10 protein-coding genes and 1 tRNA gene are annotated in these 16,130 nt (G+C 71.0%); 3 read left to right on the top strand and 8 right to left on the bottom strand.

Annotated features, from left to right (window positions below):
* The first annotated feature begins 207 nt into the window (after positions 1-207).
* The gene (locus tag ACIO9J_RS26290; protein WP_402004348.1) at positions 208-1,434 is read left to right on the top strand and encodes a helix-turn-helix domain-containing protein; all 1,227 of its coding nucleotides are present in this window, start codon (positions 208-210) and stop codon (positions 1,432-1,434) included.
* Between the two features lie 991 nt (positions 1,435-2,425).
* Here the strand turns inward: ACIO9J_RS26290 and ACIO9J_RS26285 are convergent.
* A tRNA-Gly gene (locus ACIO9J_RS26285) sits at positions 2,426-2,499 on the bottom strand.
* Positions 2,500-3,103: 604 nt separating this feature from the next.
* Between ACIO9J_RS26285 and dcd the strand changes: the two genes are divergently transcribed.
* Positions 3,104-3,679: a dCTP deaminase gene (gene dcd, locus ACIO9J_RS26280; protein WP_055565996.1), complete on the top strand. Its 576-nt coding sequence runs from the start codon at positions 3,104-3,106 to the stop codon at positions 3,677-3,679.
* A gap of 8 nt (positions 3,680-3,687) precedes the next feature.
* Positions 3,688-4,185 carry a phosphoribosyltransferase gene (locus ACIO9J_RS26275; RefSeq protein WP_402004345.1) on the top strand — a complete coding sequence of 166 codons (498 nt, stop codon included), beginning with the start codon at positions 3,688-3,690 and terminating at the stop codon, positions 4,183-4,185.
* 67 nt (positions 4,186-4,252) lie between these two features.
* Here the strand turns inward: ACIO9J_RS26275 and ACIO9J_RS26270 are convergent, their stop codons facing one another.
* From ACIO9J_RS26270 to ACIO9J_RS26240, 7 genes are all read right to left on the bottom strand, one after another.
* A complete protein-coding gene (locus ACIO9J_RS26270) occupies positions 4,253-5,254 on the bottom strand; it encodes a Yip1 family protein (RefSeq protein ID WP_402004342.1) in 1,002 nt (333 codons plus the stop codon).
* Between the two features lie 154 nt (positions 5,255-5,408).
* Entirely contained in the window at positions 5,409-6,878 is a 1,470-nt protein-coding gene (locus tag ACIO9J_RS26265) for an FG-GAP repeat protein (RefSeq protein ID WP_402004340.1), read from the bottom strand.
* A gap of 217 nt (positions 6,879-7,095) precedes the next feature.
* The gene (locus ACIO9J_RS26260; RefSeq protein WP_402004337.1) at positions 7,096-8,577 is read right to left on the bottom strand and encodes an FG-GAP repeat protein; all 1,482 of its coding nucleotides are present in this window, start codon (positions 8,575-8,577) and stop codon (positions 7,096-7,098) included.
* Between the two features lie 273 nt (positions 8,578-8,850).
* On the bottom strand, positions 8,851-10,305 hold the full coding sequence (locus ACIO9J_RS26255) for an FG-GAP repeat protein (RefSeq protein WP_402004335.1): 1,455 nt from the start codon (positions 10,303-10,305) through the stop codon (positions 8,851-8,853).
* A 64-nt stretch (positions 10,306-10,369) separates the two neighbouring features.
* Positions 10,370-11,758, bottom strand: coding sequence for an FG-GAP repeat protein (locus ACIO9J_RS26250; protein WP_402004332.1), 1,389 nt, complete (start codon positions 11,756-11,758; stop codon positions 10,370-10,372).
* A 205-nt stretch (positions 11,759-11,963) separates the two neighbouring features.
* A complete protein-coding gene (locus ACIO9J_RS26245; protein ID WP_402004329.1) occupies positions 11,964-13,412 on the bottom strand; it encodes an FG-GAP repeat domain-containing protein in 1,449 nt (482 codons plus the stop codon).
* Between the two features lie 224 nt (positions 13,413-13,636).
* Positions 13,637-15,928: a (Fe-S)-binding protein gene (locus ACIO9J_RS26240; RefSeq protein ID WP_402004326.1), complete on the bottom strand. Its 2,292-nt coding sequence runs from the start codon at positions 15,926-15,928 to the stop codon at positions 13,637-13,639.
* Between the last annotated feature and the right edge of the window lie 202 nt (positions 15,929-16,130).

Raw genomic sequence — 16,130 nt, 5'->3', positions numbered from 1 at the left:
ATGGATCAGAGAGGAATGAGCCTGCCGCAGCCCTTGGCGTGGGTGCCGTTCCAGGTGGCGCTTCAGGAGCGGAGTCGGGCGGAACAGCTCAGGCGTCGAGCACGTCTCCAGAGGCTCATCCCGTCCGCCGTCGGCCCACTAGGCAGCTCTCGTGCCCTGACAACCAGTAGTGCCTCAACCACCATTGGGGCGGCGTACCTTGATTGCGTGGCGAACGATGACTTGGGGCGGACGTTGCGGCGCCTTCGCCGTCTGGCCTTATTGACGCAGGAGGACTTGGCCGAGCGATCCGGCGTATGTGTGGACGTGATCCGGCAGCTTGAGCAGCGGAGGAAGCATTCGGCTCGGCTGCCTACGCTGCACGCGTTGGCGAACGGTCTCGGCGTAGAACTGACGACGCTCCTCGGTGACCCGCCCGCAGTCTCCGCGACGGGCGAGAACGACGGGCCCCGTTTCGTGGCGGTGCGGCGTGCCATCATGCCGGCGCTCGGAGGGCCGGAGCCGGAGCCGCCGGGCGCCGACTTCTCGCTTGCCGTCCTGCGCGAGCAGATCGCGGAGGGCTGGACGCAGTACCACGCGGCCGAGTTCGACGCGGTGATGAAAGCGCTGCCCGACATGATCGAGGACGCGCGTGCGGCCACCGCCGTGGGCGATGGCGATGGCAGCGGCCATGACCGGGGCGCCGGGTTCGCGGCGCTGAGCAAAGCTCTGCAACTCGCCGGACACGTTGCCGTACGGATGGGCAAGATTGATCTCGCGCTCATTAGCCTCGAGCGGGCGATCGATGCGGCGGACCGCTCCGCCGACCCCCTGCTGCGGCCCATAGTCGTCAACTCCGTCGCGTGGACCTACCAGCGGCAAGGCCGGCTTGACGACGCCCTGAGCATCGCCATGCACGCCGCAGATGCCGTCGAGGGCGGCGGTCATACGGCTGCCGTCGACGGCCTGAAGGTCTGGGGCGCACTGACCATGTCCGCAGCCACGTCGGCCGCGCGCAGCAACGACTACGAGCGGGCAGCCGCGTTGATGGCGCGCGCCGAGAACGAAGCCGGTCGCGTGGCCAAACTGCCGCCGGGCAGCGACAGCCGCATGGTCAGCGTGTTCAGTCCGTCGTCGGTACGCATCGAGCGCGTCCGGCTGGCCGTGCAGTACGGCCGCCCGCAGGAGGCCCTGACTCTGGTCAAGGGCATGCGTTTGGGCAAGGACGTTCCGGCGTCCTGGCGGACCTGGCTGCTGCTGGACGTGGCCCGGGCCCACACCGACCTCGGCGACGCGGCCGGTGCGGTGAAGGCCTTGGAGTCGCTGCGCCGGGTAGCGCCCACGTGGGTGCAGCACCACACACTGGCCGTGGCCATCGTGCGCGACTTGTGGGCCCTGCCTCATCACCCGCCGGGACTAAAGACGTTGGCGGAATTCCTGGGAGTCGCCGAATAGCGTCGCGAAAGTAGGACGCCACATCCCTGTTACGGCGCGTAGCTGGCCGGTTCCATAAGTGGGAGAGAGCTCTGGGCGGCCGCGCGAACGGCCCCGGAGCATGGCCGACTAGCAGGGAGTCGACATGGCCGAGGGCCCGAGCCGACCGCTGATCACAGGAAGTGCGTCCCCGGTTTCGGCGACGGCTCTGAGCGAATGGCTCGCGTGCAGCCAGTTCACTCCCGAGCGAGCCAGACAGGAGTGGGAGGAGACGGGCGTCGCGCTGTTGCCGCTCGGCAGCCGGCTCGACGCGGTCCGGCTCCCCGAGGCGCTTGTGTGGGCCGCCGTCGGTGTCACCGCTCCACGGGAAGTCGCCTCTCGCCTCTTCTGGCTGGTCGAAGGGCCTGTCATTTACGACGGCCGCACGCTGGGCGGCAGTTACTACGCCTTGACGAAGCCGTGCCGCGCCCGCGCGTGGAAGCACCAGGACACCACGCCGCGCCTGAGCCACGGCACCTATCTCGGAGTGCCCAGGCTCGACCGCACGGAGCCGCCCGGCACGTACTGGATCGCGAGGCCGCGCTTCGAGGGCGACCTGTGCGAGCCCGCGGCCGTGGCAGCGGTCGTGGCAGCGGTCGTCCGCCTCGGGCAGGACGCGGGCGAGGGGGAGTCGGCGGTGAGTGTGTCGACGTCGACCCCGACGGCCCGCTGCCGTGAGGAACTCATCTACCAGAGCTACCTGGCGCATCTGGACTCCTGCCCCCCCCTGCCAAACAGAGACGGGCCCTTGCGTCGACGGAGAACGAATGCGGCGTGCACTGCGGGCCGTACGCGCGACCTACGGTGGCGGCACGGCTCACCGGGCGTAGGTAGTGGCCTCGCTGCGCTGGCAAGACCTGATGCGGGGGTGACCTCGCCGCGGAGTGGCACGTGTGTGGCACGACCCCGGAGGCGACTGCCCGTCGGCGCGGGCAACAAAGAACCCCCGGGTCAACGACCTGGGGGTTTCATATGGAGCGGGTGACGAGAATCGAACTCGCACTCTCAGCTTGGGAAGCTGATGTTCTACCACTAAACTACACCCGCGAAAGACCCCGCCAGAAGCGGTGTCGTAACGTCGCACACTGTACCTCATACCGGGCCCCGGGCGCTCTCGCCGTGGGGCCCGAGCGCTGTCCCGGCGTGCTGGCGGCAGGGGGGCGGGGACGCCGTTCGGGTGTCGCGTGGGCACTGTCCGTGAGGTGGACGCGCCGCGTGGGGTGAGGGAGTTGGGGCGTACCGTGGATTGTGGTCGTGCCGCCTGGAGAGGCGTCCCTTTCATACCGTAATGTGGCCTTTCGTTCGTCGGCTCGGAGACGGGTCCGGGGGTATGCCCGGACGGTCGGCACGGGCTCAACCACGGCTTTGGGGAAGGGACTCGAGGACTTGATGGAGCGCACCGTCGTCCGTTGTGCCGAAGGGCACGTGTTCAGCACCGCTTCGTTCCCGATGCAGCAGGCCGACCGGCTCGGTCCCGGCCGGCTCATCCGCTGTCCTCGGTGTGCCAGGCTCCGGCACGCCGTGCCGGTGACCATGCAGAGGCGGTAGCCCGCGCGGGCGTCGCACAGACACAGCGCGGAGCGCTCGTAACCGAGGCGCGCGGGTCCCGTCCGATTGGGGAGGGCCCGCGCGCTCTGCGTATCCTCGGTGCGTGCTTCTCTCAGACAAGGACATCCGGGCCGAGATCGACTCCGGACGGGTGCGGATCGACCCGTACGACGAATCCATGGTGCAGCCCTCGAGCATCGACGTGCGGCTGGACCGCTACTTCCGGGTGTTCGAGAACCACCGCTACCCCCACATCGACCCCTCCGTCGAGCAGGCCGACCTGACGCGGCTCGTGGAGCCCGAGGGCGACGAGCCGTTCATCCTGCACCCCGGGGAGTTCGTGCTCGCCTCGACGTACGAGGTCATCAGCCTGCCGGACGACCTGGCCAGCCGGCTCGAAGGCAAGTCGAGCCTCGGCCGGCTCGGGCTCGTCACGCACTCCACCGCCGGGTTCATCGACCCGGGGTTCAGCGGGCACGTGACGCTCGAACTGTCGAACCTCGCGACCCTGCCGATCAAGCTCTGGCCGGGGATGAAGATCGGGCAGCTCTGCATGTTCCGGCTGACCTCGCCCGCCGAGGCCCCCTACGGGTCGGAGCGGTACGGGTCCCGTTATCAGGGCCAGCGCGGGCCGACCGCCTCCCGGTCCTTCCTCAATTTCCATCGGACACAGGTGTGACATCCAGCATGAGTGACGTGCGCGAGAACCTTACGTACGAGAAGTTCGGCCACGCGGTGCGCGAGCTCGCGCAGGCCGTCGCCGACGACGGGTATCAGCCCGACGTGATCATCTCCATCGCCCGCGGTGGCGTCTTCGTCGCGGGCGGGCTCGCGTACGCACTCGACTGCAAGAACATCCACCTGGTGAACGTGGAGTTCTACACGGGCGTGGGCACCACGCTCGAAATGCCCGTCATGCTCGCGCCCGTCCCGAACGTCATCGACTTCACGGACAAGAAGGTCCTGATCGCCGATGACGTCGCCGACACCGGCAAGACGCTGAAGCTCGTCCACGACTTCTGCCTCGACCACGTCGCCGAGGTGCGTAGCGCGGTCATCTACGAGAAGTCGCACAGCCTCGTGAAGTGCGAGTACGTGTGGAAGCGCACGGACGAGTGGATCAACTTCCCGTGGAGCGTCGAGCCGCCCGTCGTGCGGCGGGACGGACAGGTCCTCGACGCCTGAGGCCGCAAAGGAAAGGGCCCGGCGGACGTAGTCCGCCGGGCCCTTTCCCGTACTCCTGGAAGTATCTCTAGAACGTGCCCAGCTTGATGATCGCCAGGATCGCCAGGAGCTGGATCGACGCCGCGCCGAGCGCCCTCGGCCACGGCAGGTCGTGCGACTTGCTCACCATCGTGGTGAGCAGCGCGCCCGCCGCCAGCCAGGTCGCCCAGCCGAGCAGCTGGACGAAGGTCTCGCCGCCGCCGAAGAACATCGCGACGATCACGCGGGGCGCGTCCGTGAGCGACATGATCAGCATGGAGAGGCCGACCGTCGGCTGCCAGGCGCCGTCGCCGCCGAGCTGGCGGGCCAGGGAGTGGGTGACCACGCCGAGGATGAACGTGCTGATGGTGATCGCGACGCCCGTGGTGAGGACGTAAGGGACCGCCGTCGAGATCGTGGCGTTGATCGCGTCCTTGCGGGCCGCGTCGAAGCCGAAGATCGCGAGCATGCCGTAGAGGAACGTGACGACGATCGCCGGGGCCCACATCGCGTAGTCGCGCATCCGCAGGAACGTCGGACCGGGGTTGACGACGATGCCGCGCAGCAGGTCCTTCCAGTGCAGCCGCGGGCCCACGGGCGGGGCCGCGGCCTGGCCCGCGCGGTAGGTGTCGCCCTGGTTGTAGGGGTCCTCGCCGATGGAGAAGGCCTGGGTGCTGCCGGGGTTGTTCGCCGCGTAGGGGTCGAAGCCGCCCTGGCCCTGGCCGTGGCCGTCGGGGCCGCCGAAGTACTCCGGCTCGCCGTGGGCGCCACCGCCGTGTCCGCCCTGGCCGCCGTGTCCGCCCGCGGGCTGCGGCCACTGCTGGCCGCCACCGCCACCGCCGTACTGCGGGCCGTTCCCGTACTGCGGCCTGCCGCCGTACTGGGGTCCGCCCCCGCCGTGCTGCTGCGGGTTCGGGGGCACGGGTGGATAGCCGTACGGCTGCTGCTGCCCCTGGGGGGCCTGCTGTCCGTACGACTGCTGCCGCGGTTGTTGCGGTCGCGCTTGCGGGGTGCGGTTGTCCCGGCCGCGTCCGATCCTGAATCCAGCCACGAATCGAACGTACCTGGTCTTCGGGGGTCGGGTCGTCCCTCCTCGGGAGGAGAGCGGGTTTGCGGCCGACCTGTGACAACCCCTAAGGGAACCCTGAGGGGTTTGCCACAGGACGGCCGCGGCGCGGGGGCGCTCGCCGCGGGCGCGGCGCGGCTCAGCGGCCGAGCACCGCTCCGAACCTCGTCGGGTCCGAAGAGGCGGGCTGACCAAGGGTGTTGGGGTTGATCACCGTGCCGCCGGGGGCGCCGTTCGGCAGGTCCCAGACGCCGCCCGTCGACGCGTCCTCGCCGGGCGCGCCCACCGAGATGTCGGGGCGTCCGTCCCCGTCGTGGTCGCCGATGGTGAGCGCGGTGCCGAAGGCGTCATCCTTCTGAGCTACGCCCAGAACGCCGGGGGAGTTCTGGTGGTACGTGGTGGCCCGCGCGGCGCCCGCCGCGTCCAGGATGCCCTTGGGGCCGCCCTTCAGGACGGTGACGCTGCCCGCGCCCGTCGTACTGCCGACGGCCTCGCCGGGGGCGCCGGCGACCAGGTCGTCCGTGCCGTCGCCGTCGAAGTCGGCCGCTACGAGCGAGTTGCCGAAGTCGTCGCCCTGCTCGGCGGCGCCGGGCACGCCGGGGGTGTCCTGGTTGAGGGTCTGGCCCTTCCAGACGAGGCCGTCGCCGTCGCCGTAGTGGATGTGGATGCCGCCGCCCTTGGCGAGCTCCTCGGGGCCGCACGGGTCGTCGATGTTCTCGTCGGCGACCTCGCGGCAGTTGCCGAGGGCCAGGTCGTCGTGGCCGTCACCGTTGAAGTCGCCGGTGGCCAGCGCCCTGGCGGCGGCGTTGGAGGTGGCCCAGGTGAGGCCGAAGTCGCCGTCGAAGTCGTCGTCCTTGTCGTAGCGGTAGAGGAGCACGTGGGAGCGGATGTACGACTCCTCCTTGATCTCCACGGCGACGGCGAGCTCGGGGATGCCGTTGCCGTCGAAGTCGCCGGTCGACATGACGGGGGCGCGGCCGCCCATGCGGTCGGTCATCACGGTGCCGGTCTTCGCGGCGCCCGGCGCGGCGTTGTAGACGACCTGGTCCTTGCCGCCGATGGCGAGGTCGGTCTTCTTGTCGCCGGTGAGGTCCGCGGCGATCAGGGCGTTTCCGTACGCGTCGCCGGTCTTCGCGCCCCGGGCCGCGGTGTTGGCGGTGGCGAAGCCGTCGCCGGTGCCGTAGAGCACGGTGACGGAACCGGCGTCCTTCTTGGCGTCGATGTCCTCGCCGGGTGCGCCGATGACGAGGTCGGCGTACCGGTCGCCGTTCACGTACGCGCTGGTGACCGCGCCACCGAAGCGGTCGTCGGCCTCCGGGGTGCCCGGAATCTCGACGGTGGCCTGCGTGATCCGCCGCACGCCGTGCGGTCCCGGTCCGTACTCGCCGCCGAAGACGACGTTGACGTAGCCGGCCCGCGCCTTCCCGTCGACGGTGCCGCTGGGCACGCCGACGGCGAGGTCGGCATAGCCGTCACCGTTGAAGTCGCTGGTCAGCGGCGGGGGTTCGGTGGGCTCGGAGGCGGTGGCCGTGGTGGCCGCAAGGGGCAGGGCGAGACCGCCGGCGGCCAGCGCGGTGGCCGCGGCGATGGCGAGGGTGCGTGGACGCATGGGGACTCCAACTCGGCGATGGGCTAGGGGACTTGGGGGGGTGTACGGCGGGATGCGCGCGGGCCCGCATCGGGGGTTGCGGGCCCGCGCCGGGAGGGCGGGGCCTCATGGGGGTGAGTGGCCGCGCCTTGGCGGGGTGGTCGGTGACGGTCACGGTGACGGTGGGGGTCGTCGGTCGGCGACGACAGCGAGGGCCGGTCGGCGACGACCGGAAGCGTCAGTCGGCGAAGTTCGCGCCGAAGCGCGGCGTGCCCGTGCCGGAGATGCCGACCGTCGACGTGTAGATGCCCGCCGAGCCGGAGAGCGTGCCGTTGGCGAGGGAGTCCAGGACGTACACCGCGCCGTTGCCCGCGTTCTCGCCGGACGCGCCGACGGCGATGTCCCCGCGGCCGTCGTCGTTCAGGTCGTCGATGTGGACGTCCGAGCCGAAGACGTCGCTCTTCTCGTCGGAGTTGGGGACGCCGGGGCTGTTCTGGCTGAGCATCACGGAGTTGGCCGCGTCCAGGCCCGAGCCGTCGGCCGCGCCGTAGACGACGGTGACCGCGCCCGCGTCGGTGACGCCGTTCAGGTCCTCGCCGGGCGTGCCGACGACCAGGTCGAGGTGGCCGTCGCCGTCGATGTCGCCGAGGTCGAGCTCCGCGCCGAACGCGTCGCCGTTCTCGCCGCCGCCGGGCACGCCCTCGGTGTCCTGGGTGATGACCTGGGTGCTGCCGTACGGGCCGTTGGCGTTGCCCTTGACGACGTAGACCGTGCCGCCCTTGTGCGCGCCCGAGATGCCTTCGTCCCAGGTGAGGCCGATGATCACGTCGTCGTGGCCGTCGCTGTCGGTGTCGCCGACGTCGGTGATGTGACCGCCGGGCAGCCGCTGCACGCCCCGGGTGGTGACGCCGTTCGCGCTGCCGGGCAGCCAGAGGTTGGCGTTGTAACCGTCGCCCGTGGAGAAGCCGTTGACGATCAGGTCGTCCTTGCCGTCGCCGTTGACGTCGCCGGAGTGCAGGTTGAACGGGCCCTCGCCGGGCGCGCTCGTGATGGGCGGCAGGACGGTGTAGTGGCCGCCGGTGGCGCCGGCGCGGGTGACGCCGCCCTTGAACATGTCGATGGTGGCCGCGCCCGAGCTCGACCCGACGGCCAGGTCGTCCTTGCCGTCGCCGTCGAAGTCGCCCGCCTGGAGGGGGCCGCCGAAGAGGTCGTGCTTGGTGGGGCGCGGGTCCTTGAGCGTGCTGCCGCCGGTCAGGCCGTTCTTGGAGCCCCACAGGACCTGCACGGTGCCGCCGTCGACGTCGCTGCCGACGTCCTCACCGGTGGCCGCGACCACGAGGTCGTCGTACCCGTCGCGGTCGAAGTCGCCGTACGCCGTGTCGCCGCCGAACCGGTCGCCCTTCTCGGCGGTGCCGGGCACGCCGGGGCTGTTCTGGCTGTACGTGACGTGGTGCCGCGTGGTGCCGCCGTACGTGACGGTGACCTGGCCCGCCTGGCTCTGGCCGCTCACGGAGGCCAGCGGGGCCGAGGTGGCGAGGTCGGCCGCGCCGTCGCCGTTGAAGTCCGCGTCGTCCGCCCGCGTGGCGGCCGGCGGCTCGGCGGCGCCCGCGGTGGTCGCGGTGAGCCCGAGAAGTCCGCCGGTCAGCGCGGCGGCGGTGGCCGTCGCCGCGGCGAGGCGGGTCCGTCTGGAGCTGGTGGCGGTGCGCTTGTGCTTGGCCATGCGGTTCTCCTGCGGCATGCGGGGATGCCTGGCGGGCATCCACAGTCAATGGGGCGCCGGGACGGGTGAGTTCACCGGGCGTTGGCCCTGGCGTCACGCCGTGGTCGGCGAAGAGGAGACCCCCGGCGGGGAGCAAGGGTTGTACGGGGCGGTGCGGGTAATCCGGCCCGCCTGGCGTTTGCGGACGAACCCGGCGAAGCCGCTGATGTGCGCCGGCACCGGTACGGATGGACGTTCCGTCGAACCTTCCGTACCGGTGCCGGTGTGAGCGTCCTACTGACCCAGGACGGAGCCGTACTCCTGCGCCCCGGAGAGGCCGAGCTTGCCCGGGGTCACCGAGGTGACCGGCGGGTTCGGGCCCTCCTCGGGCGTCGCGCCGTACCAGACGCCGCCCTTCCTCGCGTCCTCGCCGGGCGCGCCGACCGCGATGTCCGGGCGGCCGTCGCCGTTGTAGTCGCCGGTGGCGGCCGCCGCGCCGAGGCGGTCGTCGGCCTCCGCCGTGCCCGCCACGCCCGCGGAGTTCTGGCTGAACGCCGGTCCGGTGAACGGCTTCGCCGTGCCCGTCGAGGTGAGCACCCAGTAGGTGCCCGCGTTCTTGGCGGTGCCGACGGCCTCGTGGTCCGCGCCGACGAGCAGCTCGTCGGCGCCGTTCTCGTCGAGGTCGCCCACGGCGAGGTGCGCGCCGAAGTTGTCCTCGGCCTCCGCGGTGCCGCCGACCTGGTCGGAGTTCTGCGTGGTGCAGGAGCTGCCGCCGCCGAGGGTGGTGCCCTTCTTGCCGTAGACGGTGAGGAGCGCGCCGCCGAGGCGGTCCGCGCAGGCGGTCTCCTCGACCTCGGGGTTGGGCTGCACGTTGCCGACGGCCAGGTCGGCGGTGCCGTCGCCGTCGAAGTCGCCGGTGACCAGCTCGTCGTCGGTGCTGTCCGCCGTCGACCACGTCTCCTTCCAGGTGCCCGACGCGCGGTTCATGACCTGCGTGCCGCTGATCTCCATGCCGTCGTACGAGAAGGCGAGGTCGTCGCCGCCGTCGCCGTCGAAGTCGCCCGCGGTGAGCGCGACGGGACCGGCGAAGTGCCAGCCCTCGACCCGCTCGACCTTGGCGGACGAGCCCGCGGTGAACGGTCCCTTGCGGACCACCACCGAACTGGACTCGTCGAAGTGGGAGTTGAAGGCGATGTCGTTGTCGCCGTCCTTGTCGAAGTCGCCGGTGGCGACGAGGGCGCCGTACGAGGCGTCGTCGATCTCGCCGTTGGCCGCGGTGAAGCCGCCCTTGAAGCCGCTCGCCGCGCCCCAGACGACGGCGACGGTGCCCGCGCCGAGTCCGGCGTCGTTGGCCTCGTGGGGCGTGCCGACGACGAGGTCGGCGTAGCCGTCGCCGTTCATGTCGTCCGAGGCGACGGCGGTGCCGAACCGGTCGCCCGCCTCGACGGTGCCGGGCACCCCGGTGGTGCCCTGGCTGACGGTGGTCGAGCCGTGCTTGCCGATGCCGTCCGCGCCGCCCCAGACGACGTTGACGTAGCCGGCCTTCGCCTTGCCGTCCACGGTGCCGTTGGGCACGCCGACGGCGAGGTCCGCGTAGCCGTCGCCGTTGTAGTCGGCGCGGACCTTCACGGGCGCGGCGGCGGACGCGCCGCCCGCCGCCAGGCCGGTGAAGCCGAGCGCGGTCGCGGCGCAGAGCGCGCCCGCGGCGATGAGCTTGTTCCGCGTGGGATTGCGCAGGTGTGCAGCCATGGAAAGGTCTCCAACTCGCTTATCAGTAAGGGGTGTCGGTGGAATCGGGCGGGGCCGGGCGGGGTCAGCGGACGGTGTGGCCGAAGCCCGCGCCCGCGCCGTCGATGCCGAAGTCCGTGCCGTTGAAGGACGCCGCGTACGACGCCGTCAGTCCGGTCGGCGCCCCCCGGAGCACCCACACGGCGCCCACGCCCGGGGTGGCGCCGATGGCCTCGCCGGTGGCTCCGGTGGACAGGTCGGCCCTGCCGTTCTTGTTGATGTCCTTCAGGCGCACGGACGCCCCGAAGCGGTCGCCCTCCTCGGCGACGCCGGGCACGCCCGCGGTCTCCTGGTGCCAGGCCTGACCCGAAGTGAAGGCGCCCGCACTGGACTTGAGGAAGGTGACGCTGCCGGTGCCCGCGACCGTGCCCACGGCCTCGCCGGGCGCGCCGACCGCGAGGTCCGCGAGACCGTCGCCGGTCACGTCGCCCGCGGCGACCGCGGCGCCGAACGCGTCGCCGTTCTCGTCGGCGCCGGGGACGCCCGCGCTGCTCTGGTCGTACGTCACCGGGGCGCCGAACGCGTCGGCGCCGCCGCGCCGGACGGTGATCGAACCGCCCTTCCCCGCACGGGAGTTGCCGGTGATCAGATCGGCGTATCCGTCGCCGTCGACGTCACCGGCGGTCGCCGCGTCGCGGGTGGCCGTCGGGTCGTCGCCCTCGGCTATGACCTCGGCCCCGTAGCCGTAGTCGCCCGCGCCGCCGTTCATGTGCGCGGTGTAGGCGCCGCCGTCCGCGCGCTCGCCGAACAGGACGAAGCCGACGCCGTGCGTGTACAGGAAGTTGTCGGCGATCATGCCGTCGAGGCGGACGCCCTCGGGCAGGAAGTCGAACTCCAGGCCGATGGGGTGCTGGTCGTTCTCCCCGGTGCCGCTGTAGAACCACCAGTTGTCGCCGCTGATCACGGCGAGCTGGGGCGAACCGTCGTAGTCGAGGTCGGTCCACGCGGTGGCCTCGCCGAAGCGGCCCGCGGTGTCGGCCGGCGCGTGGACGACGTAACTGCCGCCCGTGAAGCCGTTCCTGCCGCCCTCGACCACGGTGACGGAGCCGGAGGGCTTGCCCTCGACCCGCTCGCCGGGGGCGCCGACGATCAGATCGGCGTACCCGTCCTCGTTCACGTCACCGGTGGTGACGTTCTCGCCGAACTCGTCCTCGGGCTCGGTGACACCGGGCACGCCCGGGGTCTCCTGGGTGATCGTGACCGCGCGGGACGCGGAGACCCCGGCGGCCGAACCGTACGTCACCGTCACGGAGTTGGCGCCGGGCGTACCGACCGCGAGGTCGCGGTAGCCGTCGCCGTTGAAATCGTCCTTCAGGGTGGAGGCGGCGCTCGCGGAACCGGCCAGGGGCAGCGTCAGGCCGGCCGCGGCGAGGGCCGCGACGGTGGCGGTGACGGCCAGGTCTCTTACGCGCACGTGGAGCTCCCGAAAGTGGGGGGCAGGGCATCCGTGGGCTCTGTGTGAGCCTTTGGGTATGGCTTGTGCTTTCGGGGGGTGTGACTCGTGAGGCGTACGAAGGGTTGTGTGCCGGGGTCGGTGAGGTGTCCGTGAGGTGAACCGGGCGGGGCATCAAGTCGCCTTGTGCGCAGGCGACTTGATCCTATTTCGGCGCTGTTGTCCGTCAGTCGTCGCCCAGTGCGAGGAACTCCGCCGTGGAGAACGTCACCCGCGGCTTGCGCGCGACCACGTCGCCCGCCACACCCGGGTAGACGCCCACCGTGTCGGCGCCGTCCCCGCGATACGTCCGCAGCACCAGATCGGCCCGCTTGTCGCCGTCGAAGTCCGCGACCTCCAGGACCTGCGTGGTGCCCTTGGCCGAGGGAATCACCGTCGCCGTGGCGTTGGCCGCCAGACCCTGCGTACGTCCCCTGAAGACCCGCACCTCGCCCGCGCCGCCGCCGCTCCCGCTGCCCCCGCCGCTGAGGACGAGCTCGCTCAGGCCGTCCCCGTCGAGGTCGCCCGCGTCCACGGCCACGTCCTTGGCCTCCAGCGTGCCGCGCAGGGTGCCGGGCACGTCGTAGCGCAGGGCGACGCCGGACGGCGAGGCGATCGCCGCGTCCATGCCCTTGCCCTTGCCGAAGCGGCCGAACGCGATGTCCTTGCCCGCGGGGAACAGCACTCCGGTCTCGTCGGGGCCCTTCGGTCCGCCGAGGACGAGGGCGCCCGCGGCGGCGCCGGTCGCGCCCGCCGCCTTGCGGACGAGCACGTCGTCGTAGCCGTCGCCGTCGACGTCGGTGGCCGCGCCGGTCACCAGGTTGTTGCCGGGGGCGGTGACGGGGGCACCCGCCGCGCGCGGGGCGCCCTTCCTGGTGAACGGGCCGCGCAGGAAGCTGAGCCGGGCCGCGCTCGCGTGCAGCACCAGATCGGCGGCGCCGTCCCCGTCGAAGTCGCCGCACACCGGCTGGTCGGGCCAGTCGTTGCCGAAACGTGCCTGCGCGGGCACCTTCAGCTGGACGGCCTTGCCGGTCAGGCCCCGGGGCGAGCCGAACAGGATCTGCAGCGGGACGGGGGGCCTGCCCTGGCCGTTGTACGGCGGATCGGTGGAGATCAGCAGATCGGTGAAGCCGTCCTTGTCCAGGTCGCAGGAGGCCTCGGACTCGAAGGCGGCGGGCAGCTCGCCCTTCACCCGGGCTCCGTTGGCGTGCGCGCTCAGCAACTGCCGGGCGCCGGGCGCGAGTCCGGACCTGCCGCCGTAGACGATGCCGATCCCCGCGTCGTCGCCCTGGCCGCGGTGGACGAGGTCGTCGAGCACGAGATCACGGGCGCCGTCCCCGTTGAAGTCGTCGGCGACCTTGCTGCCCTTGCCGCGCGGTACGGGCTGCTGCGCGGCGCCCTTGCCCGCCATGCTGACCGGACGGTGCCCCTGGGCCCCGGACGCGTCCTTGTCGCTGCCGCCGCAGCCCGCGAGGAGCAGCGCGCAGCTGACGGCGAGCGCGGTACCCGCGATGCCGCCGCGCCTCGCTCCGTACCCCGCGTTGTGCGTCGCGCCGTTCGTCGCGTCGTGCGTCGTCCCGTGCGTCGTCCCGTGTCCCGCGCCGCGTCCGGCACTCCGTATCCCGGCACTCCGCATGCCCATCACCCACCCCGGCCACCCCAGCAGACAACAACCAGCCCATGATGCTCCCCTCCCGCCACCGCGATAAGGACACCCGGGTCCCGTTTGCATCACGGAAGGCGGCAGAAGAGGACAGGGAACGGCAGACGACGGCAGACGACGACAGGCCCGGATACGGGAACAGGCCGGTCCCGTCCCCGTAGGGACGGGACCGGCCTGGAGGCGGTCGCGTACGACGGTTACTTCACCGGCTCCGGCTCCGGCGCGTCCGCCGACTCCTCGTCGCCCGCCGGGTCGGCCGGCGTCTTGACGGAGTCGAGGAGCAGCTGGGCGACGTCGACGACCTGGAGGGACTCCTTGGCCTTGCCGTCGTTCTTCTTGCCGTTGACCGAGTCGGTCAGCATGACGAGGCAGAACGGGCAGGCGGTCGACACGATGTCCGGGTCGAGGCTGAGCGCCTCGTCCACCCGCTCCGTGTTGATGCGCTTGCCGATCCGCTCCTCCATCCACATCCGCGCACCGCCGGCGCCGCAGCAGAAGCCGCGCTCCTTGTGGCGGTGCATCTCCTGCTGGCGCAGGCCCGGGACGGCCGACATGATCTCGCGCGGGGGCGTGTAGACCTTGTTGTGGCGGCCCAGGTAGCAGGGGTCGTGGTAGGTGATGAGGCCCTCGACGGGCGTCACCGGGACCAGCTTGCCCTCGTCGATGAGGTGCTGGAGCAGCTGGGTGTGGTGGATGACCTCGAAGTCGCCGCCCAGCTGCGGGTACTCGTTGGCGATCGTGTTGAAGCAGTGCGGGCAGGTCGCGACGATCTTCTTCTTGGACTTGGGCTTCTTGGTGCTCTCGTCCTCGTCGTCCTCGCCGAACGCCATGTTCAGCATCGCGACGTTCTCCTGGCCGAGCTGCTGGAACAGCGGCTCGTTGCCCAGACGGCGGGCGGAGTCACCCGTGCACTTCTCGTCGCCGCCCATGATCGCGAACTTGACGCCCGCCATGTGGAGCAGCTCCGCGAAGGCCTTGGTGGTCTTCTTCGCCCGGTCCTCCAGGGCGCCCGCGCAGCCGACCCAGTACAGGTAGTCGACCTCGGTGAGGTCGTCGACCGTCTTGCCGACGATCGGGACCTCGAAGTCGACCTCCTTGGTCCACTCCACGCGCTGCTTCTTGGCGAGCCCCCAGGGGTTGCCCTTCTTCTCCAGGTTCTTGAGCATCGTGCCCGCCTCGGACGGGAACGCGGACTCGATCATCACCTGGTAGCGGCGCATGTCGACGATGTGGTCGATGTGCTCGATGTCGACCGGGCACTGCTCGACACAGGCGCCGCAGGTGGTGCAGGACCACAGGACGTCCGGGTCGATGACGCCGCCCGCGGCGAAGCCGCCATCAGATACGGCTTCGGCCGTGCCGATGAGGGGGCGCTCGGCCTCGGCGAGGGCGGCGGCAGGGACGTCCGCGAGCTGCTCGGGCGTCGCCTTCTCGTTGCCCTCCATGTCCTTGCCGCCACCGGCGAGCAAGTAGGGGGCCTTCGCGTGGGCGTGGTCCCGGAGGGACATGATCAGCAGCTTCGGGGAGAGCGGCTTGCCGGTGTTCCAGGCCGGGCACTGCGACTGGCAGCGGCCGCACTCCGTACACGTGGAGAAGTCCAGCAGGCCCTTCCAGGAGAACTGCTCGACCTGGGAGACGCCGAAGGTGTCGTCCTCGCCCGGGTCCTCCCAGTCGATCGGCTTGCCGCCGGACGTCATGGGCTGGAGCTCGCCGAGGGTGGTGGAGCCGTCGGCGTCGCGCTTGAACCAGATGTTGGGGAAGGCCAGGAAGCGGTGCCAGGCCACGCCCATGTCGGTCTTCAGGGCGACCGTGATCATCCAGATGAACGAGGTCGCGATCTTCAGGCCCGCGAAGAAGTACGTGAGGTTCTGGAGCGTGGCGACGTCCAGGCCGTCCAGGGCCGAGACCACCGGGTACGAGATGAAGAACGACGCCTCGTAGGAGTCCACGTGGTGCTGGGCGCCCTCAAGGGCGTGCAGCATGAAGATGCAGACGCCGACGATGAGGATGACGGCCTCGACGAAGTACGCCTGGCCGAAGTTGGAGCCCGCGAAGCGGGACTTGCGGCCCGGCTTGTCGGGGCGGCTCAGCTGGCGGATCACGATCAGCGCCAGGATGCCGAGCACCGTCATGGTGCCGATGAACTCGACGAAGACGTTGTACGGCGCCCACTCGCCGATGATCGGCAGCAGCCAGTCGGCCTGGAAGAGCTGGCCGATGGCGTTGACGATCGTCAGGAGCAGCGAGAAGAAGCCCACCGCGACGAACCAGTGCGCGACACCGACGATGCCCCACCTGTTCATGCGCGTGTGGCCGAGGAATTCCTTGGCCACGGTGAGCGTGCGCTGGGCGGGCTGGTCGGTGCGCGTGCCTGCGGGCACGTTCTGGCCGAGCCGCATGAACCGGTAGATCTGCACGATGGCACGGCCGAACAGCGCGACGCCGACCGCGATTAGGACCAGCGACACGATGATCGCGGCGAGTTGCATTACGGGGCTCCTCGGGCCTGCGAGGCGGACTATTACTAAGCGGTAACTTATGCAGTCCGTCTGAGACTACCCACTTACCCAGCCGCACTGTAGCCAGGCAGGCGGTGATCTGCGTCGCTCAGGCAACCCTTCCCGGTTCGCGCCTCGCGGAGGGGTTCCCTGCCGCGGGCGTGGGGCCTAGTTGCGCGTAAGTACAAGATAA

It is taken from the genome of Streptomyces sp. NPDC087300 (assembly GCF_044744425.1).
In the GTDB taxonomy this organism is placed as follows: domain Bacteria; phylum Actinomycetota; class Actinomycetes; order Streptomycetales; family Streptomycetaceae; genus Streptomyces.
The sequence above is the reverse complement of the archived record's forward strand: the minus strand, read 5'-3'. Positions and strand labels throughout refer to the sequence as shown.

Coding starts and splice junctions, on each gene's coding strand:
- ACIO9J_RS26260 (WP_402004337.1), bottom strand. CDS start 8,577: ATGGCCAAGCACAAGCGCACCGCCACCAGCTCCAGACGGACCCGCCTC.
- ACIO9J_RS26275 (WP_402004345.1), top strand. CDS start 3,688: ATGAGTGACGTGCGCGAGAACCTTACGTACGAGAAGTTCGGCCACGCG.
- ACIO9J_RS26265 (WP_402004340.1), bottom strand. CDS start 6,878: ATGCGTCCACGCACCCTCGCCATCGCCGCGGCCACCGCGCTGGCCGCC.
- ACIO9J_RS26245 (WP_402004329.1), bottom strand. CDS start 13,412: ATGCGGAGTGCCGGGATACGGAGTGCCGGACGCGGCGCGGGACACGGG.
- ACIO9J_RS26240 (WP_402004326.1), bottom strand. CDS start 15,928: ATGCAACTCGCCGCGATCATCGTGTCGCTGGTCCTAATCGCGGTCGGC.
- ACIO9J_RS26255 (WP_402004335.1), bottom strand. CDS start 10,305: ATGGCTGCACACCTGCGCAATCCCACGCGGAACAAGCTCATCGCCGCG.